This window comes from Cupriavidus sp. H39 (genome assembly GCF_050271075.1).
Taxonomy (GTDB): Bacteria; Pseudomonadota; Gammaproteobacteria; order Burkholderiales; family Burkholderiaceae; genus Cupriavidus; species Cupriavidus necator_B.
Genome location: NZ_CP189848.1, coordinates 2375125 through 2393383 on the forward strand (window position 1 = coordinate 2375125; position 18259 = coordinate 2393383).

An 18259-nucleotide genomic window follows, 5' to 3' on the forward strand; every position below is an offset into this window, starting at 1 on the left:
GCCCGCTGACAGATTGCCCGTGACACTGCTGGAGTGGAAGTAACGATGGAAAAGGTGGCGAAGTGGAAGGGGCCGCTGCTGCGCGGCATGGTGTGCATGAGCCTCGGCGCGATAGCCGCCACGGGCGCGCATGCGCAGGAGTGGAAACCGTCGAAGCCGGTGCGGCTGCTGGTCGGCTTTGCGCCGGGCGGCTCGGCCGACCTGCTGGCACGGCTGCTGCAAGGTCCGTTGTCGGAAAGCCTGGGCGTACCGGTGGTGGTCGAAAACGTGCCCGGCGCGGGGGGCAATATCGCCGCCGACAAGCTGGCCAAGGCGCCGGCTGACGGCTACACCATCGGCATGGGCGCGGCCGGTGCGATGGCGGTAACCCACGTGCTCAACCCGAAGGGCACGCCATACAAGGCGGATGACTTCACGCCGATCGCCATGCTGGCGACGCAGCCCAACGTGGTGATCATCAACCCGGCACTGCCGGTCAAGTCGATGGCCGATTTCACCGCGTACGTGAAAAAGACGCCCCAGGTCACCTATGGCACCGCCGGCGTCGGCACCTCCAACCACCTGATCGCCGAGACCATGCTGCATCGCCTCGGCGTCGACATGGTCCATGCGCCGTACAAGGGCGCCACGCCGGTCATCACGGACCTGATGGGCGGCCACATCGCCATGACCGTCGACAACATCACCACGGCGGCACAGCTGGCCAAGTCCGGCAAGGTCCGCGCCATCGCCGTCACCGGCAGCAAGCGCTCGCCGTTGTTGCCCGACGTGCCGACGCTGGCCGAGAGCGGCCTGAAGGATTTCAATATGCCGACCTGGCAAGGCATCTTCGGCCCGAAGGACCTGCCCAGGCCGATCGTGGCGCGCTACAACCAGGCCCTGGTGAAGGCGCTGGCGAATCCTGAAGTGAAGAAGAAGATGGCGGAGTTCGGCTCCGAGCCGGTCGGCGACACGCCGGAGCATTTCGCCGGGTTCCTGGGGCAGGACCGCAAGATGTGGGCCGAAGTGATCAAGACCGCGAAAATCACGCTCGACTGATCCGCTCCCGGCGCGGAGCGGCGCTTACAGCTTGACCAGCCGCTCCGGCCGCAATGCCCCCTCGCGCATGCGCGCCACGCCGAGCAGGCGCGCCGGCTCGCCGGCATAGACGCGCGCCAGCACGCCTTCGGCGATATCGATGCCATCGGGCAAGTCCCGGCGCGCAATGCGCTGTCCCTGCAGGAAGCGCGCAGCGGCAGCTTGATCCAGGCTCACGGGCGGGCTCTTCTGCAGCAAGGCGTCGACCGGGGCCAGCATCCCGGGCCGTGCGGCATCGTCCTGCTGCTCGATCTGCTCGAGCGTGACCGCACCGTCCAGGGTCAGGTCACCCACGGCAATGCGGCGCAGCCCGCTCAGGTGGGCGCCGCAGCCCAGCGCTTCGCCGATGTCCTCGGCCAGCGTGCGGATATAGGTGCCCTTGCTGCATATCACCCGCATCGTGAACGACGGGGCCGCCGGCAAGGCGCAGTCCAGCAGCGCGATCGCATGGATGGTGACGCGGCGCGCCGCGCGCTCGACGGTCTGGCCGGCACGCGCGTATTCGTACAACGGACGGCCGTCCTTCTTCAGCGCCGAATGCATCGGCGGCACTTGCTCGATTTCGCCAAGAAAGCTCGCCAGCGCCTGCTCCACCGCGGCGCGGTCGCAGGTCACGTCGCGCACGTCGAGCAACTCGCCTTCGGCGTCGCCGGTGCTCGAGCGCGCGCCGAGCCGCACCACGGCGTCATAGGTCTTGTCCGCTTCGAGCAGGTCCTGCGAGAACTTGGTGGCTTCGCCGAAGCACAGCGGCAGCAGCCCTGTGGCCAGCGGATCCAGCGTGCCGGTATGGCCAGCCTTGGCCGCGCGCAGCAGGCGCTTGGCGCGCACCAGCGCGTCGTTGGACGACAGCCCCAGCGGCTTGTCGAGCAGCAGCACACCATGGACCTCGCGGCGCGGCAGGCGCGGCGGACGGTTGGCGTTGGAATCGGTCATCGGAAGAAAGCAGGAGGCGGCGATGCGGCACGCCTGGCGGCCGCGCCGGGACAACCCATGCCAGCCGGCATGGGCGCCGGCATCAGTCGTCTTTCGAACGCGTGGCGTTCGCTTCGTTGATCAGCCTGGACATCTCGATCGCATGTTCGACCGAGGTGTCGTGATGGAAATGCAGCGTCGGCACCGTATGGATGTGCAGGCGCTTGAACAGCAGCGAATGCAGGTAGCCGGCCTTTTCGTTCAGGATGGCTTCGGCTTGTGCGGCTTCGGCGCCCAGCACGGTGAAGTACACCTTGGCGTGCGCATAGTCCGGCGTCAGCGTGACCGACTGCAGCGTGACCAGGCCGAGGCGCGGGTCGCGCAGTTCGCGCTGGATCATCTCGGCCAGGTCCTTCTGGATCTGGTCGGAGATGCGGAGATTGCGGGAGGAGATATTGCCTTTCTTGGCCATTCAATACAGTCTGGTCGAGATGACAACGGCAGGCCGAAGCCTGCCGTTGCTTGCGACGCCTTACAGCGTACGCGCCACCTCTGTGATTTCGTACACCTCGAGCTGGTCGCCTTCCTGAACATCGTTGAAGTTCTTGATCGACAGACCGCACTCGAAGCCTTGCTTCACTTCCTTGACATCGTCCTTGAAGCGCTTGAGCGAATCCAGCTCGCCGTCGTGGATGACCACGTTGTTGCGCAACACGCGCACCAGCGAATTGCGCTTGACCATGCCGTCGGTGACCATACAGCCGGCTACCGCACCGATCTTCGGCACGCGGAACACCTGGCGTACCTCGACCGTGCCGATGGTGGTTTCGCGCTTCTCCGGCGCCAGCATGCCCGACATCGCCGACTTGATCTCGTCTACCGCATCGTAAATGATGTTGTAGTAGCGGATATCGATGCCGTTGTGCTCGGCCAGCTTGCGCGCACCCGCATCGGCACGCACGTTGAAGCCGATGATGACCGCCTTCGAAGCCGTCGCCAGGTTGACGTCGGACTCGGAGATGCCGCCCACGCCGCCGTGCACGATCTGCACGCGCACTTCGGCGGTCGACAGCTTCTGCAGCGACTGCACTAGCGCTTCCTGCGAACCTTGCACATCGGCCTTGACGATCAGCGGCAGCGTCTGCACTTCGCCTTCGGCCATCTGCTCCAGCATGTTCTCGAGCTTGGCGGCCTGTTGCTTGGCCAGCTTCACGTCGCGGAACTTGCCCTGGCGGAACAGCGCGATTTCACGGGCCTTGCGCTCGTCCGGCAGCACCAGCACTTCTTCACCGGCGGCAGGCACTTCCGACAGGCCCTGGATTTCGACCGGGATCGAAGGGCCGGCTTCCTTGGTCGCCTTGCCGTTCTCGTCCAGCATGGCACGCACGCGGCCGTAGGCGCTGCCAGCCAGGACCACATCGCCACGCTTGAGCGTGCCGCTGCTGACCAGGATGGTAGCGATCGGGCCCTTGCCCTTGTCGAGCTGGGCTTCCACCACCAGGCCCTTGGCCGGGGCATCCACCGGTGCGGTCAGCTCCAGCACTTCGGCCTGCAGCAGCACCTGCTCGAGCAGCTCTTCCACCCCGGTACCCATCTTGGCCGACACCGGCACGAACGGCGAATCGCCGCCGTATTCTTCCGGCACTACCTGCTCGGCCACCAGTTCCTGCTTGACGCGGTCCGGGTTGGCATCGGGCTTGTCGATCTTGTTGATCGCCACCACGATCGGCACGCCGGCAGCCTTGGCATGCGCAATCGCTTCCTTGGTCTGCGGCATCACGCCATCGTCGGCCGCGACCACCAGGATCACGATGTCGGTAGCCTTGGCGCCGCGGGCACGCATGGCCGTGAAGGCCTCGTGACCCGGGGTGTCCAGGAAGGTGATCACGCCGCGGTCGGTTTCCACATGATAGGCACCGATATGCTGCGTAATGCCGCCGGCTTCGCCCGCGGCCACCTTGGTGCGGCGGATGTAGTCCAGCAGCGAGGTCTTGCCGTGGTCGACGTGACCCATCACGGTCACCACCGGCGGGCGCGGCAGCAGCTCGGCGTCTTCGTGCTCTTCGCCGTCGACCACCAGCAGCGCTTCCGGATCGTCCAGCTTGGCGGCGTACGCCTTGTGGCCCATTTCTTCCACCACAATCATGGCGGTTTCCTGGTCCAGCACCTGGTTGATCGTCACCATCTGGCCGAGCTTCATCATCTGCTTGATGACCTCGGAAGCCTTCACCGCCATCTTGTGGGCCAGGTCGGCCACCGAGATGGTTTCCGGCACGTGCACTTCACGCACCACCGGTTCGGTCGGCGCCTGGAAGTTGCTGCGGCCATCGTCGTGCTGCTGCTGACGGCCGCCACGGCCACGCGGGCCACCGCGCCAGCCGCCCACGCCGCCCGACGAATCGCCGCGCGTCTTCAGGCCGCTGCCCTTCTTGCGGCTGCCTTCGTCCTGCCAACCGGCCTTGACCACCTTGCCCTTCTTGTCGGCAGTGGTGGTGACGGCGGTCGTGGTGGTCACCGGCTTCTTCTCGCCCGGCTTGGCTTCGGTGCCGGGCGGCTTGACCGGCTTGTGCAGCGTACCGGTCTGCTCGGCCTTCTTTTCCTCGGCCTTGCGCTCGGACGGCGCCTTCAGCACGCGTGCCGGCGCATTCAGCATCTGCTGGATCGCGCGGGCCTCGGCTTCGGCAGCCTCGCGGCGCTTGCGCGCGGCGATTTCCTGTTCGGCGCGGGCCTTGTCGGCGGCGGCCTTGGCCTCGTCGGCGGCCTTCTGCGCCTCGGCGCGTTCGGCGGCGACGCGGGCCTTCTCGTCCTCGGCCTTCTTGCGCGAGGAGTCCTCGTTGGCTTCGGTCACGGCGCGCGAGGCGGCAGCTTCTTCCTCGGCCTTGCGGGCGGCGAGTTCGGCCTGGCGGCGCTGTTCGGCCTCGAGTGCTTCCTGGCGGGCGCGGCGCTCGGCTTCCTCGCGTTCGGCGGCCTCGCGGGCGGCCTTGGCTTCGGCTTCCTGGCGCGCCAGCTGTTCGGCCTGGCGGCGCTCGTCCTCGTCGCGGCGCGCCTCCTCGGCAGCGTCAACGACGTGAGCCTGTGCCTCGGCACCATCGGCATGCAGATCGGGCGCAGCATCGTCGCGCTTGATCAGCACGCGCTTCTTGCGCACTTCGACCTGGACCGTGCGGGTCTTGCCGGTGGCATCCGACTGGCGGATTTCGGAGGTTTCGCGCTTGGTCAGTGTGATCTTCTTGCGGGCGCTGTCGTCGGCCTGGCCGTGCGAGCGCTTCAGATAGTCCAGCAGCCTGGTCTTATCCGATTCCGTGATGATGTCTTCTGGCGTCGCTTTGCCCACCCCAGCCGCCTGCAATTGTTCCAGCAGGGCAGCTGCGCTGCGACTCAGTTCTGCGGCCAGTTGGGCAACTGTTGTGCTTGCCATTCAAACCCTTTCAATGCTTGGTTTCTACGTCGGGACAAATTGTTGCGGAAAGCGCGCCCGGGCTGGTGTTGGCCGGCCCGGCCGTGTCCCTCAGTTGAACCAATGTTCCCGTGCTTTCATGATCAGCGACTTGGCTTCTTCCTCGTTGACACCGGTCATCTCGACCAGCTCGTCCACGGCCAGTTCGGCCAGGTCGTCACGCGTATGGATATCGCCTTCGGCCAGCTTGCCGATCAGTTCCGGGTTGAGGCCGTCGAGCGAGCGCAGGTCCTGCGACACCTCTTCCACCTTTTCTTCCCGGGCCAGTTCCATCGTCAGGAGCGCATCACGCGCGCGATTGCGCAGCTCGTTGACGGTGTCTTCGTCAAAGGCCTCGATCTCCATCATTTCACTGATGGGGACATAAGCCACTTCTTCCAGCGTGGAGAAGCCTTCCTCGATCAGGATGTCGGCAACTTCCTCATCCACGTCCAGCTTGGACATGAACAGCTTGCGCACGACATCGCTCTCTTCGGCCTGCTTCTGCGCCGATTCTTCCTGCGTCATGATGTTGATCTGCCAGCCGGTCAGCTCGGACGCCAGGCGCACGTTCTGACCACTGCGGCCGATGGAGACGGCGAGGTTTTCCTCGTCGACCACCACGTCCATGCTGTGCTTCTCTTCATCGACCACAATCGACTGCACTTGCGCCGGCGCCAGCGCGCCGATCACGAATTGCGCCGGGTCTTCCGACCACAGCACGATATCCACTGCCTCGCCGCCGATCTCGTTGCGCACCGCGGTGACGCGCGTACCGCGCACGCCCACGCAGGTGCCGATCGGGTCGATGCGCTTGTCATGCGCCACCACCGCGATCTTGGCGCGCACGCCCGGGTCGCGGGCAGCCGCCTTGATCTCCAGCAGGCCCTGTTCCATTTCAGGCACTTCGTTCTCGAAGAGCTTGATCAGGAAGTCGGGCGCGGTGCGCGACAGCTCGATCTGCGGGCCGCGCGCGGCGCGGTCCACATTCAGGATATACGCACGCACGCGGTCACCGGTGCGCAGGTTTTCCTTGGGGATGATCTGGTCGCGCGCCAGCAGCGCTTCGACGCGGCCGGACTCGACGATCAGGCCCTTCTTGTCGGCGCGCTTGACCGTGCCGGTCATGATCTTTTCGCCGCGATCGAGGTAGTCGTTCAGGATCTGCTCGCGCTCGGCGTCGCGGATACGTTGCAGGATCACCTGCTTGGCGGCCTGCGCGCCGATGCGGCCGAACTCGACCGACTCGATTTGCTGCTCGATATAGTCGCCCAGCTCGATGCTGGGGTTTTCCTCGCGGGCCTCGAACAGCAGGATCTGCTTGTCCGGCTCCTGGAGGCCCAGTTCGTCGGGAACGACCAGCCAGCGACGGAAGGTTTCATGCTCGCCCGATTCGCGATCGATCGCGACACGGATATCCACGTCTTCCTCGAAACGCTTCTTGGTGGCCGAGGCGAGCGCCGCCTCCAGGGCACCGAATACCACATCCTTGTCGACGTTCTTCTCACGCGCAAGCGCATCGACGAGCAACAGAACTTCGCGGCTCATTGCTTGTTCCCTTTTCTTTGATTTCCTTTGAAGTCGAATACCGGCACCAGGCGTGCCTTGTCGACATCGGATACGGCAAATTCCAGCAGCGCCGGGCCATCTTTGCCCTCGAACTCCAGGCCGATCTTCTCCTCGCCCGCGGCGCCAGTGGGCTCGCGCAGGATGCCTGTGAAGTTCTTCTGTCCGTTGACGGGCAGGCGCAGCGTCACGCGCGCCTCCGCGCCGGCAAAGCGGATGAAGTCGGCCAGCTTTTTCAGCGGCCGGTCCAGTCCGGGCGACGAGACCTCGAGGCGTTCATAGTCGACGTTCTCGACCGTAAACACGTGGGTGAGCTGGCGGCTCACCTTTTCGCAATCCTCGATGGCAATGCCGGTTTCAGGCTGATCGATATAGACACGCAGCAATCCGGCCGGGGCACGCTCGAGCTCGACCAGCTCATATCCCATGCCGCCAAGGGTGGTTTCGATCAAATCTGCCAGATGCACTGTTATCCCGAGTAATGGCCATCAACACCGTGGCAGGCAAACCCGCCGGTGCCGTCCGGGACGACCCTGCTGCAGCGCTGCCTGTCCGCCACCCCGTTCCGCCCCAGCGGAAGCACCGAAAACGGGCGAACCAAAAAAAAATGGGCGCAATGCCCATCATTCGCCCATCCTCGGACGAGGATGGCTTTTTGAATAGACTTGAATTATACGCGGATTATGTCGAAAAGGCAAAAGCAAGACATTACCACGGACTGAACGCGGCGGCAGCGGGCGTTCTGCCCGCGTGCGCCGCCAGCAGCGCTTACCGGTTGCCGCCGCGGTTGCCCCCGCGATTGCCGCCGCCACCGCCTCGCGGCGAGCGGTTGCCGCCTGCTTTTGCCGGCTTCGGCATCACGTTGCCATTGGCCTCGCCACCGCCGCGGCGGGCCTTGCCCTGCCCTTGGCCGGCCTGGCCCCTGGCGCCACCCATGCCACCCATGCCACCCATGCCACCCATGCCGCCCATGCCCGTACCGCCGCCACGCCCCTGACGCGCGCCGGTGCCGCGCCCGCCGCCCAGGTTGGCGGCATGCGAGGTCAGCAGCGTCGGCCCATGGCTGATATAGCCCATCGACGTCTTCATCGGATCGGGCTGGCTGCTGCGGCCGCCGCCGCCGCGGGTACCGCCCTGGTCGACGCGCGGCAGGCCGTCCATGCCCGTGGGCATCGGCATGCCGGCGATCGCCGCCTCGGTGCGCTGCTTGCGCCCGCCCACCTTGGTGGCGCCCTTGGGCGCCTGCTCGCCCTTGCCGGGCACCTTCAGGCCGACGCTGGTCATCAGCGCCTTGACATCATTCGGCTCCACTTCCTGCCAGCGGCCGCGCTTGAGACCCCGCGGCAGCAGGAACTGGCCGTAGCGGGTGCGAATCAGGCGCGACACGGTCAGTCCGACCGCCTCGAACATGCGCCGCACCTCCCGGTTGCGCCCTTCGGTCAGGGCCACGTGGTACCAATGATTGGCGCCTTCGCCGCCACCGTCGGCAATACGCAGGAAGTTGGCCTCGCCGTCATCCAGCTTGATGCCGTGCAGCAGGCGCTGGCGGTCGGCTTCGGCCAACTCGCCCAGCGTGCGCACCGCGTATTCGCGCTCGACGCCGTAGCGGGGATGCATGAACCGGTTGGCAATGTCGCCCGAGGTGGTGAAAATCAGCAAGCCTTCGGTGTTGAAGTCCAGGCGGCCCACCGCGACCCACTTGCCGGTCTTGATGCGCGGCAGGTTGTCGAACACGGTCGGACGGCCTTCCGGATCGGACTGGCTGACGATTTCACCGGAGGGCTTGTGATACAGCAGCACGCGCGGCGGCTTGCTTGACACCTTGCGGTGTATCAGCTTGCCGTTCACGCGGACCTGGTCGGCCGGCAGAATGCGCTGGCCGATATGAGCCGGCAGCCCATTGACCGAGACGCGGCCCTGCAGGATCAGCTCCTCCATCTCGCGGCGCGAACCGAGGCCGCCCTCGGCCAGCACCTTGTGCAGCTTGGGCGCATCGTCATCGGCGGACAACTCGCGCACAGGCTTGGCCTTGGTGCGCGGGATGACCGTGTCTTCACTGTCGTATTGCTCGGAGATGACGAAGCGGAACAGGTCTTCGCTGCCTGCCGCGGTCTTGTCGGCGCCGGCCGGGCCCTTGCGGGGTGCCTGCGGCTTGCCGCCCTCCTTGCGCCGGCCCTGCTGGCGCGCGCCGGCGCCCTGGGCGTCGCCGGAAGTCGCCGGCTTGCCGCTGCGCGGCCCCGGCTTGCGCTTGCGGCCAGGCTGCTCCGGCTTGTCGGCGCCTTCGGCCCGGGCCGCGCGGTCGATCTTGTCTGCCTTGCTGCCGCCCTGGCTGCCCTGCCCGCCTTCGCCCGGGCCCGTCTTGCGCTTGCCGCGGCCACGCTGGCCGCCGCGTCCGGCGCCCGCGGCCTGGGCTGCACCCGGCTCGCCGGCATCGCCCTGGCCGCCTGCGCCGACGCCTTCGGCGCCCTCGGCACGGTCCTGGTTCGCCTGACGGCGCGAGGCCACCAGGTTCCTCAGCCCGCGGCGCAGCCCCTTGCGGCGGGGCGCGGCGTCGCTGCCCGATCCGGGTTCTGCGGCGCCGGTGTCGGCGGATGCGCCCGCATGGCGGGCGTCTTGGTCAACGGAATCAGACAAGATATTCACTATCGGATGTTGCATGTTATTCAGTTCGGCACGCGCTCGTCGTGCTCGCTCGGGTGCGGCGGGGTGCCGTCATGTGACGGTTGGTCCCGCGCCCCGTCCGGAGGGGGTGCAGCCGGTTCGGTGGCATCGCCCGAACCCGTCTCGGCAGCCGCCGGCGGCAGCGGCTGCGCATCAAAGCCATTGGCGCTGTCTGCGAGCGCGGCGGCTTCGCCTTCCTGCCAGGATGCCGCCTCGCCCGTTGCCGATGTGTCGGCCGGGGAGGCCGGCTCTGCAAAGGCTTCCTCGTCGGCGCTGGCCGGCTTGTGCGCCGCCAGGTCTTCGAAATTGATTGCCTGTTGCTCCAGCAAGGCGGCCTGCGCCTGCGCCTGGGCGTCTTCCAGCGGGGGCAGCTCGTCGAGCGTGCGCAGCCCGAGGTCGTCCAGGAACGCCTTGGTGGTGGCATACAGCGCCGGGCGGCCCGGCACGTCGCGGTGGCCAATCACCTCGATCCAGCTGCGGTCCTCGAGCTTCTTGATCACTTCCGTACTGACGGTCACGCCGCGGATTTCCTCGATATCGCCACGAGTCACCGGCTGGCGGTAGGCAATGATCGCCAGGGTCTCCATCACGGCGCGCGAGTATTTTGGCGGCTTTTCCGGATTCAGGCGGTCGAGGTATTCCCGCATTTCGGGCCGGCTCTGGAACCGCCAGCCGCTGGCCAGCGCCACCAGCTCCACGCCGCGCGGACGCCAGTCCTGGCGCAGTTCGTCCAGCAGTACGCGGATGGTGTCTGCGCCGACGTCATCATCGAACAGGCGGCGCAGATCGTTGACGCGCAACGGTTCCTGCGCGCAGATCAGCGCCGTCTCGAGGACGATCTTCGCCTCTTGGGTATTCATGTTGATGGTGTGCAGCCTGTCTTTGCACCTGCTCCCGGACGGATCCGGGGCACCGGAGATTTTGGATACAGCGGTGCCAAAGCCACCGCCATCTCATTGCGCAGCGAGCCGGATACCTGCTGTACCCAAGCCGTGCACTTCCCTTTCTTTGCATCGAGTTGCCGGGTCGTTCCGGCAGGAGATCGTCCGCATGCCGTCATGGACCGGCCAGCGAACCTCTTGCGTCGCTTATCCGCACAAACGGACATCGCGGTCGGCGAACTGAACGCCTCGGACGCAAGAAAATACGGGTATCGGGAGCAAGGCCGGCATCTACCACGCCGCAGTGCCAACCGGACTTTTGAACCAGATCTTTTGAACCGGATGGACCGCGGGGACTGGCGACCATTGAAAGCCTTCCGCTTCCCGCGTCCCAAGCACGCCTTCGGGTATGAAGGCCGCCAGGCGCTGCTCGCCGCTGCTTACCGCAGCCTGTCTGACTCCGCGCGATACCGCAATGTTGGCGATTGTATGGCATTCCCGCCTCCGCCTGCAACCATCATCCTGTTTGCGCGCGGCGCCAACGCCGCACGACGGACCGCGCGGCGTCAAAACACCAGGCAAAAGCCCTGTTCCGCCAGCGAATGTGGCAGCAGCACCGCTCGCGCAATGCCAAGGCCACCGAACGCCATCACGGCAAGGCCCGCGCCCAGGCGCACGCCAGGACGTCTGGACCACAGCCTGAGATAGCCCGACAGCCCGGACAGCACCAGCAGGTTCGGCAACGTGCCGAGCCCGAATACGCCCATGACCAACGCGCCGGAGCCGGCATTGCCCGCCAGCAGCGCCAGCGTCAGCGCGCCGTAAACCATGCCGCACGGCACCAGCCCCCATGCCAGGCCCACGCCATAACGCCGCGCCAGTCCGCCGCGCGCCCGCACGAAGGCCGGCATCGCGCCGGCAAGGCCACCGAGCCGGCCGGCCAGGGCAGCGCCGGCGTGCGCCGCCAGCCGCTCGAGCCAGTTCACGGTAAAGGTGCTGCCACGCAGCAGGCGCCAGCCGGACCACAGCAGCATCAGGCTGCCAGCACCAAAGAGCCAGCGCTGCAACGGCAGATAGTCCTGCTTCCAGGCCGTGGCGCCGGCGGCGCCGAGCGCGGCGCCAAGCAGCATATAGGTAGAAATCCTGCCAAGGTGCATCACCAATAACTCGCCAAGCCAGGCAGTCCGGTTGCGCACCAGGCTGAGGGGGGCCGCCGTGCCGCGCCGCTGCTCCACGGCCAGCGCCACGCCGCCGCACATGGCGGCGCAGTGCACCCCGCCTAGCAGCGCTAGCAGAAAAACGCTGATCAATACTCCGAATGTCAATTCTGTCTCCCTGCCGGATCACATCGCACGGTAAAATGTCCATATCGTGCCCCGCTGCCATTTCTTGCAGGTTCCAATTGCTCACCTCCATTCCCATTACCGAGATGTCGCCCCGCTGCTCCACCTGTGCAATGGGACAGCTGTGCCTTCCGGTTGGCATGTCGCAGCAAGACCTCGTCAAGATCGACACGCTGGTGCAGGAACGCATCCGCGTGCACAAGGGGGAAACCCTCTACCGCATGGGCGATCCGCTCACTGCGGTCTATGCCATCCGCTTCGGTACGCTGAAGACGCATGTCACCACTGAAGACGGACGTTCGCAGATTACCGGGTTCCACCTGCCCGGCGAAATCGTCGGCCTCGACGGCTTGGGCGAGATGCAGCATGCGTCCGATGCGACCGCGCTGGAAGATACCGAAGTATGCGTGGTGCGCATGAACGATCTGCAATCGCTGTCGGCCGACTTGCCTTCGCTGCAGCAGCAGTTCCTGCGCTTGATGGGCAAGGAAATCACGCACGACCAGCTGATGCTGGTCACGCTCGGCTCCATGCGCGCCGAGGAACGCCTGGCCGCCTTCCTGATCAATCTGTCGGAGCGCCTGTCGGCGCGCGGTTATTCGGCCTCCGAGTTCGTGATGCGCATGAGCCGCGAAGAGATCGGCAGCTACCTCGGGCTGAAGCTCGAGACCGTCAGCCGGCTGTTCTCGCGTTTTGCCGAGGCCGGGCTGATCCAGATCCGCCAGCGGCATGTCAAGCTGGTGGACATGGAAGGCATCAAGCAACTCTACAGCCGCAGCTGCTAAAGCACCGCGGCGTTGCCGCGCCGGCCTGCGGCGCCGGCAACGCGGTGGCCCCTGTTCTATTGCCTTCCTATTCCAGCTCGTCGGTATCGGCGAGCCGCGTCGGCATGGTGTATAGCGTCAGCCCGCTGGACAAGGCGCAGAACACCCACGCCAGCAGGAAGCCAACGGTATAGACCGACTCGCGCGACGATTCGATCGGATGGCCGAAGAATTTCAGGTCACCCGGATCGACAACGGAAAAAACCGTTGCCGTCGCCAGGCCGGCCATCAGAAAGCCCGGCCACAACACCCACATCAGCCAGCGCAACCTCATGGCTGCCTCGCTGCCGCGGCCCTGGGCGGCACAGCTTCACCCTTCTCCACCACCAGGCCATGCCGCGTCGCGCCCTGCACCGGCATGTCGGGGTGCGCCGACGCCAGCCAGATCGTCACGCCGCACGCCACCATGGCTGCCAGCGGACCACTCATCAGCAGCCACGGCCACGGTTCCTTCCACCACGGATTGCCTTGCCGACTCATCTTGCCCCCTTCATCTTGGCGACTACGTCCGAGTCCCCAGCTTCACAAATCGCGCGGCACGATAAAACTGGTGGATTGCCGGATTTCGGCATGCCCCTGCTCCGTGCCTGCGCTCGTTACTGTTACGTTAATCTTGTGCGTGCCCTGTGTGGCGGCCTCGATCGGCACGCGGACGCGGATCGGCAGCAACCGGTTGGACGTCGGCGCCAGCGATTCGGCCTGCTTGTCGTATTCGACTGTCACGCCCTTCAGTTCATCGCTGTCGGCGCGCACGCGGATCTGCATTGGCGCTTCGGTGGTGTTGATCAACTGCAGGCGATAGACGTTCTCGATCCAGCGCCCTTCCACCTCCCGCCCCAGCGCGCCGCGGTCGCGGATGATGTCGACCTTCAGCGGCGTGCGCAGCACGATTGAGGCCATGAAGCCCGCCAGTAGCGCCACCCAGACCACCGAGTAGATGATCACGCGCGGACGCAACAGGCGCTTGCGCGATGCCGCCGCGGAAAGAGCCTTGCGCATTGCGTTTTCCGAGGTGTACCGGATCAGCCCCCGCGGGTAGTCCATCTTGTCCATGACCTGGTTGCAGGCGTCGATGCAGGCGCCGCAGCCAATGCATTCGTACTGCAGGCCATCGCGGATGTCGATGCCGGTCGGACACACCTGCACGCAGATGCTGCAGTTGACGCAATCGCCCAGCCCGGCCTGGTGATGGTCGGTCTTGCGCGAGCGGCTGCCGCGCGGCTCGCCACGGCCAACGTCGTAGGTGACGACATAGGTGTCGCGATCCACCATCACGCTCTGGAAACGCGCGTAAGGACACATGTACTTGCACACCTGCTCGCGCATGAAGCCTGCGTTGCCCCACGTGGCAAACGCATAGAACAGCATCCAGAACGCTTGCCAGGGTCCCAGCGACAGGGCCATCACCTCGCCGCCCAGTTCGCGGATCGGCGCGAAGTAGCCGATGAATGTGAAGCCGGTCCAGAGTGCAATCAGCACCCACAGGAAGTGCTTGGTGGCCTTGATGCGAAATTTGCGCAGACTCCACGGATCGCCGTCGAGGCGGATGCGGGCGATGCGGTCGCCCTCGATCCGCCGCTCGATCCACATGAAGATCTCGGTATAGACCGTTTGCGGGCAGGCGTAGCCGCAGAACAGCCGCCCCGCGATCGCCGTGAACAGGAACAGCGCCAGCGCGGAGATGACCAGCAGCACGGCCAGGTAGATGACGTCCTGCGGCCACAGCACCAGCCCGAAGATATAGAACTTGCGTTCGCCAAGGTCAAACAGCACGGCCTGGCGTGCATTCCACTGGAGCCAGGGCGTGCCGTAGTAGATCAGCTGGGTCAGGATCACCAGCCAGACCCGCCAGCTGGAGAACGCGCCCGTCACCGAGCGCGGATAAATCTTGCGGCGGACCTCGTAAAGCGTTTCGTCCGAGGTCTCGCCCGGCACAGCGGCCGACCGCTGCAGGTCGGCCGCCCGGGCCACTTCTTCGGTGCCGGGGGCGTTCATGGGCAGGTTCTCCCGCGAGCCACCAGCGCCCGCTCAGATGAGTCGTCGATCATTGCCCGGCTCCGCCTCCGGTATTGGACAACCCCCACACATAAGCCGTCAGCATGCGGATGCGTTCAGGCGTCAGGATCTCCTCGTGTGCCGGCATATGGTTGTTGTGGCCCTTCAGGATCGCTTCCACGATGCTGGCTTCCGAGCTGCCATAGAGCCAGACATTGTCCGACAGGTTCGGCGCACCGAGGGCCTGGTTGCCCTTGCCGCCAGAGCCATGGCAGGCCACGCAGGTGGTCTTGAACGTGCCTTCGCCACGCGAGGCGCGGATCGGATCCGACGACAGCCCGGACAGCGAACGCACATACTGCGCCACATCGCCCGCCTGCTTGGCATCGATGGATGCACCGAACGGCGGCATCACGCCGTTGCGGCCCTTGGTGATGGTCTGGCGGATGGTCTCCGGCTCGCCGCCGTACAACCAGTCGCCATCGGTCAGGTTGGGGAAACCCCGGCTGCCACGCGCGTCCGAGCCATGGCACTGCGCACAGTAGTTCAGGAACAGGCGCTGGCCGATCTCGCGCGCCTGCGGGTCCGCTGCCACCTGCTTGACGTCCATCTTCAGGTACTTGGCGTAGATCTCGTTCTGCATCCGCTCCTGCGCCGCGCGGTGCGCGGCCAGCTCGCCCTGCGTGGAGAACTTCAGCACGCCGGCGTACGAACCCAGGCCCGGATACAGCACGAGATAGGCCAGGCCGAAGATGCAGGCCAGCAGGAACATCCACATCCACCAGCGCGGCAGCGGGTTGTTCAGCTCGCGCAGGTCGCCGTCCCAGACATGGCCGGTATCCTCGGTGCCACCGGCGGTCTTGGTGATCTTGCGTTGCGAAAACAGCAGCCATACGCACCAGACGATGCCGATGAGCGCAATGGCGGCAATGTAGTAACTCCAGAATTCGGAAATGAAATCGCTCATGGCTAGGGGTTCCGGCTCGATGTTGTCGTAGTTTCGTCAGGCAGCGCGAACGGCAGCAAGGCCGATTCGCGGTTGGCGGCCTGGCGGCCGGCGGACCAGGCCCACCAGCAGATGCCGAGGAAGACAACCATGGACACGACAGTTGCAATGGCGGTGATCATGGCCATGGCTTACTCCTTCGGTGCCGCGGCGACGGCATCGACGCGGACGTTGCGGCGGTTGGTCCCGAGGCCTTGCAGGTAGGCAACCAGCGCATCCTCTTCGGTCTTGCCTTTCAGTTCTTCCGGGGCCTTCGCAATCTCGGCGTCGCTGTACGGCACGCCCAGCCTGACCAGCGCACGCATGCGCGCCTGGATATCGGTGGTGGGCAGCTCGGCCTTCTCCAGCCACGGGTACGATGGCATCACGGATTCCGGCACCACGTCGCGCGGATTGCGCAGGTGGATGCGCTGCCAGTCGTCGGAGTAGCGTCCGCCGACGCGCGCCAGATCGGGGCCGGTGCGCTTGGAGCCCCACAGGAACGGATGGTCGTAGACCGACTCGCCAGCGGTGGAGTAATGGCCGTAGCGTTCGGTCTCGGCCTGCAGCGTACGCACCTGCTGCGAGTGGCAGCCGACGCAGCCTTCGCGGATATAGATATCTCGCCCCATCAGCCGCAGCGGCGAATACGGCGTGATGCCCGGATCCGGCTCGGTGGTGGAGTGCTGGAAGAACAGCGGCACGATCTGGACCAGACCTGCGATGCTGACCACGAGGATCGTGCAGATGATCAGCCAGCCGATGTTCTTCTCCAGCGTTTCGTGGGAAAAGAAGCGTTGTTTGTCGGACATCTTTCTATCCTGGATTGATCAGTGGGCAGAGGCGGCGATGCTGGCCGGAATCGGCGCATCCACGGCGGTCTTGCCGACAATGGTCTTGGCGATGTTGTAGGCCATCAGCAGCATGCCGGAGAGGAAACACATGCCACCCAGCAGGCGAATCAGATAGAACGGATACTTGGCCTTGACCGCTTCGACGAAGGCGTAGGTCAGCGTGCCGTCGGGCTGCGTCGCGCGCCACATCAGGCCCTCCATGACCCCGGCAATCCACATCGAGGCGATATACAGCACCACGCCGATGGTGGCGATCCAGAAGTGCCACTCGATCAGGCGCACGCTGTACATCTGCTTTTCCCCGAACAGCCGCGGGATCAGGTAGTACAGCGAACCGATGGAAATCATGGCGACCCAGCCCAAAGCGCCGGAGTGCACGTGGCCGATGGTCCAGTCCGTGTAGTGCGACAGCGCGTTGACGGTCTTGATCGACATCATCGAGCCTTCGAACGTGGACATGCCGTAGAACGACAGCGCCACCACCAGGAACTTCAGGATCGGGTCGGTGCGCAGCTTGTGCCAGGCGCCCGAGAGCGTCATGATGCCGTTGATCATGCCGCCCCACGAAGGCGCCAGCAGGATCAGCGAGAACACCATGCCCAGCGACTGCGCCCAGTCCGGCAGCGCGGTGTACTGCAGGTGGTGCGGGCCGGCCCACATGTAGGTGAAGTTCAGCGCCCAGAAGTGGACGATGGACAGGCGGTAGGAAAAGATCGGGCGCTCGGCCTGCTTGGGAATGAAGTAGTACATCATCCCCAGGAAGCTGGTGGTCAGGAAGAAGCCGACGGCGTTATGGCCGTACCACCACTGGATCATCGCGTCCTGCACGCCGGCATAGGCCGAGTAGGACTTCCACAGCGACACCGGCATTTCGATGTTGTTGACGATGTGCAGCAGCGCGATGGTCAGGATGTAGGCGCCGAAGAACCAGTTGGCGACGTAGATATGCCGGGTCTTGCGCTTGACGATGGTGCCGAAGAACACGATGGCGTAGGCCACCCAGACCGCGGTGATCAGCAGGTCGATGGGCCACTCGAGTTCGGCGTATTCCTTGGAGCTGGTGATGCCCAGCGGCAGCGTGATGGCGGCCGCGACGATGACCAGTTGCCAGCCCCAGAACGTGAACGCCGCGAGCGGACCGCAGAACAGGCGGGCCTGACAGGTGCGCTGGACCACGTAGTAAGACGTCGCAAACAGCGCGCTGCCGCCGAAGGCGAAGATTACCGCATTGGTATGCAATGGCCGCAAGCGGCCGAACGACAGCCAGGGAGTATTGAAATTGAGTTCGGGCCAGATCAGCTGTGCTGCCAGCAGCACGCCGACGGCCATGCCGACGATCCCCCAGACTACCGTCATGACAGCGAACTGTCTTACGACGCCGTAATTGAAGGTGTCGACGCGTGAAGACGCGGCAGTGACATCCATTCAGACCCCCAAAGCTTAGAGAAAATAAAAAACCTACTGACAGTGTGACTTTAGAAAAACCACGCCAAAGGTGCGTTGATCTTTATCAAGCCGCTCCGGGCACGTCTTGAACCTGCGTGCGCGGCTCTGGTCCGAGGCACGCGCTGCAGGCTCATGGCTTGTCGTTGTCCAGCAGGATCGATTCGGCAGGCCGGTCCAGGTCGTCGTACTGCCCGGCATGAAGCGCCCACCACAGCGCGCCTGCGATGACCACCACGAGCACCAGGCTCATCGGCACCAGCAGGTAAAGCGTTTCCATCG

Annotated in this window: 18 protein-coding genes; 2 read left to right on the forward strand and 16 right to left on the reverse strand. The window is 65.3% G+C overall.

Translation table 11 applies throughout. The features are described from left to right. Window positions 1-45 precede the first annotated feature (45 nt). Window positions 46-1038: a Bug family tripartite tricarboxylate transporter substrate binding protein gene (locus ACOCMH_RS26370; protein WP_427310038.1), complete on the forward strand. Its 993-nt coding sequence runs from the start codon at window positions 46-48 to the stop codon at window positions 1036-1038. A gap of 24 nt (window positions 1039-1062) precedes the next feature. Here the strand turns inward: ACOCMH_RS26370 and truB are convergent, their stop codons facing one another. The 8 genes from truB to ACOCMH_RS26410 form a co-directional block, all read right to left on the reverse strand. Continuing rightward, window positions 1063-2010, reverse strand: coding sequence for a tRNA pseudouridine(55) synthase TruB (truB, locus tag ACOCMH_RS26375; RefSeq protein WP_427310040.1), 948 nt, complete (start codon window positions 2008-2010; stop codon window positions 1063-1065). 82 nt (window positions 2011-2092) lie between these two features. Continuing rightward, window positions 2093-2461: a 30S ribosome-binding factor RbfA gene (gene rbfA / locus ACOCMH_RS26380; RefSeq protein ID WP_427310042.1), complete on the reverse strand. Its 369-nt coding sequence runs from the start codon at window positions 2459-2461 to the stop codon at window positions 2093-2095. A 60-nt stretch (window positions 2462-2521) separates the two neighbouring features. After that, window positions 2522-5407 carry a translation initiation factor IF-2 gene (gene infB, locus ACOCMH_RS26385; protein WP_427310043.1) on the reverse strand — a complete coding sequence of 962 codons (2886 nt, stop codon included), beginning with the start codon at window positions 5405-5407 and terminating at the stop codon, window positions 2522-2524. Between the two features lie 90 nt (window positions 5408-5497). Further along, window positions 5498-6973, reverse strand: coding sequence for a transcription termination factor NusA (gene nusA, locus ACOCMH_RS26390; RefSeq protein WP_427310045.1), 1476 nt, complete (start codon window positions 6971-6973; stop codon window positions 5498-5500). Beyond that, entirely contained in the window at window positions 6970-7458 is a 489-nt protein-coding gene (gene rimP, locus ACOCMH_RS26395) for a ribosome maturation factor RimP (RefSeq protein WP_427310047.1), read from the reverse strand. Before rimP ends, nusA begins: the two co-directional genes overlap by 4 nt. A gap of 301 nt (window positions 7459-7759) precedes the next feature. Then, window positions 7760-9649, reverse strand: a complete 1890-nt coding sequence (gene rluB / locus ACOCMH_RS26400) for a 23S rRNA pseudouridine(2605) synthase RluB (RefSeq protein ID WP_427310048.1) — start codon at window positions 9647-9649, stop codon at window positions 7760-7762. Window positions 9650-9654: 5 nt separating this feature from the next. Further along, on the reverse strand, window positions 9655-10512 hold the full coding sequence (gene scpB / locus ACOCMH_RS26405; RefSeq protein ID WP_427310050.1) for an SMC-Scp complex subunit ScpB: 858 nt from the start codon (window positions 10510-10512) through the stop codon (window positions 9655-9657). Window positions 10513-11099: 587 nt separating this feature from the next. Then, a complete protein-coding gene (locus tag ACOCMH_RS26410) occupies window positions 11100-11858 on the reverse strand; it encodes a sulfite exporter TauE/SafE family protein (protein ID WP_427310051.1) in 759 nt (252 codons plus the stop codon). A gap of 77 nt (window positions 11859-11935) precedes the next feature. Between ACOCMH_RS26410 and fnr the strand changes: the two genes are divergently transcribed. Beyond that, window positions 11936-12661 carry a fumarate/nitrate reduction transcriptional regulator Fnr gene (gene fnr / locus ACOCMH_RS26415; protein WP_427310053.1) on the forward strand — a complete coding sequence of 242 codons (726 nt, stop codon included), beginning with the start codon at window positions 11936-11938 and terminating at the stop codon, window positions 12659-12661. Window positions 12662-12728: 67 nt separating this feature from the next. On the opposite strand, the gene ACOCMH_RS26420 is transcribed toward fnr, so the two are convergent. The 8 genes from ACOCMH_RS26420 to ccoS form a co-directional block, all read right to left on the reverse strand. Further along, window positions 12729-12974 carry a hypothetical protein gene (locus ACOCMH_RS26420; RefSeq protein WP_012353116.1) on the reverse strand — a complete coding sequence of 82 codons (246 nt, stop codon included), beginning with the start codon at window positions 12972-12974 and terminating at the stop codon, window positions 12729-12731. After that, complete coding sequence (locus tag ACOCMH_RS26425; protein WP_427310055.1) at window positions 12971-13180, reverse strand: hypothetical protein; 210 nt, start codon at window positions 13178-13180, stop codon at window positions 12971-12973. The genes ACOCMH_RS26420 and ACOCMH_RS26425 overlap by 4 nt, the downstream gene beginning before the upstream one ends. Window positions 13181-13222: 42 nt before the next feature. Beyond that, window positions 13223-14695 (reverse strand): cytochrome c oxidase accessory protein CcoG, encoded by a 1473-nt coding sequence (ccoG, locus tag ACOCMH_RS26430; protein WP_427310057.1) that lies wholly within the window; start codon window positions 14693-14695, stop codon window positions 13223-13225. Between the two features lie 49 nt (window positions 14696-14744). Continuing rightward, window positions 14745-15662, reverse strand: coding sequence for a cytochrome-c oxidase, cbb3-type subunit III (gene ccoP / locus ACOCMH_RS26435; RefSeq protein ID WP_427310059.1), 918 nt, complete (start codon window positions 15660-15662; stop codon window positions 14745-14747). A gap of 2 nt (window positions 15663-15664) precedes the next feature. Beyond that, window positions 15665-15829, reverse strand: coding sequence for a cbb3-type cytochrome oxidase subunit 3 (locus tag ACOCMH_RS26440; protein WP_171516911.1), 165 nt, complete (start codon window positions 15827-15829; stop codon window positions 15665-15667). A gap of 3 nt (window positions 15830-15832) precedes the next feature. Continuing rightward, the gene (gene ccoO / locus ACOCMH_RS26445; protein ID WP_427310061.1) at window positions 15833-16492 is read right to left on the reverse strand and encodes a cytochrome-c oxidase, cbb3-type subunit II; all 660 of its coding nucleotides are present in this window, start codon (window positions 16490-16492) and stop codon (window positions 15833-15835) included. Window positions 16493-16510: 18 nt separating this feature from the next. After that, complete coding sequence (ccoN, locus tag ACOCMH_RS26450; RefSeq protein WP_427310063.1) at window positions 16511-17959, reverse strand: cytochrome-c oxidase, cbb3-type subunit I; 1449 nt, start codon at window positions 17957-17959, stop codon at window positions 16511-16513. 151 nt (window positions 17960-18110) lie between these two features. Further along, window positions 18111-18257 (reverse strand): cbb3-type cytochrome oxidase assembly protein CcoS, encoded by a 147-nt coding sequence (gene ccoS, locus ACOCMH_RS26455; protein WP_010809469.1) that lies wholly within the window; start codon window positions 18255-18257, stop codon window positions 18111-18113. Window positions 18258-18259 lie beyond the last annotated feature (2 nt).

Coding starts and splice junctions, on each gene's coding strand:
- ccoP (WP_427310059.1), bottom strand. CDS start 15,662: ATGAGCGATTTCATTTCCGAATTCTGGAGTTACTACATTGCCGCCATT.
- ACOCMH_RS26440 (WP_171516911.1), bottom strand. CDS start 15,829: ATGGCCATGATCACCGCCATTGCAACTGTCGTGTCCATGGTTGTCTTC.
- nusA (WP_427310045.1), bottom strand. CDS start 6,973: ATGAGCCGCGAAGTTCTGTTGCTCGTCGATGCGCTTGCGCGTGAGAAG.
- ccoS (WP_010809469.1), bottom strand. CDS start 18,257: ATGGAAACGCTTTACCTGCTGGTGCCGATGAGCCTGGTGCTCGTGGTG.
- rbfA (WP_427310042.1), bottom strand. CDS start 2,461: ATGGCCAAGAAAGGCAATATCTCCTCCCGCAATCTCCGCATCTCCGAC.
- ccoG (WP_427310057.1), bottom strand. CDS start 14,695: ATGAACGCCCCCGGCACCGAAGAAGTGGCCCGGGCGGCCGACCTGCAG.
- ccoO (WP_427310061.1), bottom strand. CDS start 16,492: ATGTCCGACAAACAACGCTTCTTTTCCCACGAAACGCTGGAGAAGAAC.
- ACOCMH_RS26425 (WP_427310055.1), bottom strand. CDS start 13,180: ATGAGTCGGCAAGGCAATCCGTGGTGGAAGGAACCGTGGCCGTGGCTG.
- infB (WP_427310043.1), bottom strand. CDS start 5,407: ATGGCAAGCACAACAGTTGCCCAACTGGCCGCAGAACTGAGTCGCAGC.
- ccoN (WP_427310063.1), bottom strand. CDS start 17,959: ATGGATGTCACTGCCGCGTCTTCACGCGTCGACACCTTCAATTACGGC.
- ACOCMH_RS26370 (WP_427310038.1), top strand. CDS start 46: ATGGAAAAGGTGGCGAAGTGGAAGGGGCCGCTGCTGCGCGGCATGGTG.
- ACOCMH_RS26420 (WP_012353116.1), bottom strand. CDS start 12,974: ATGAGGTTGCGCTGGCTGATGTGGGTGTTGTGGCCGGGCTTTCTGATG.
- rluB (WP_427310048.1), bottom strand. CDS start 9,649: ATGCAACATCCGATAGTGAATATCTTGTCTGATTCCGTTGACCAAGAC.
- truB (WP_427310040.1), bottom strand. CDS start 2,010: ATGACCGATTCCAACGCCAACCGTCCGCCGCGCCTGCCGCGCCGCGAG.
- scpB (WP_427310050.1), bottom strand. CDS start 10,512: ATGAATACCCAAGAGGCGAAGATCGTCCTCGAGACGGCGCTGATCTGC.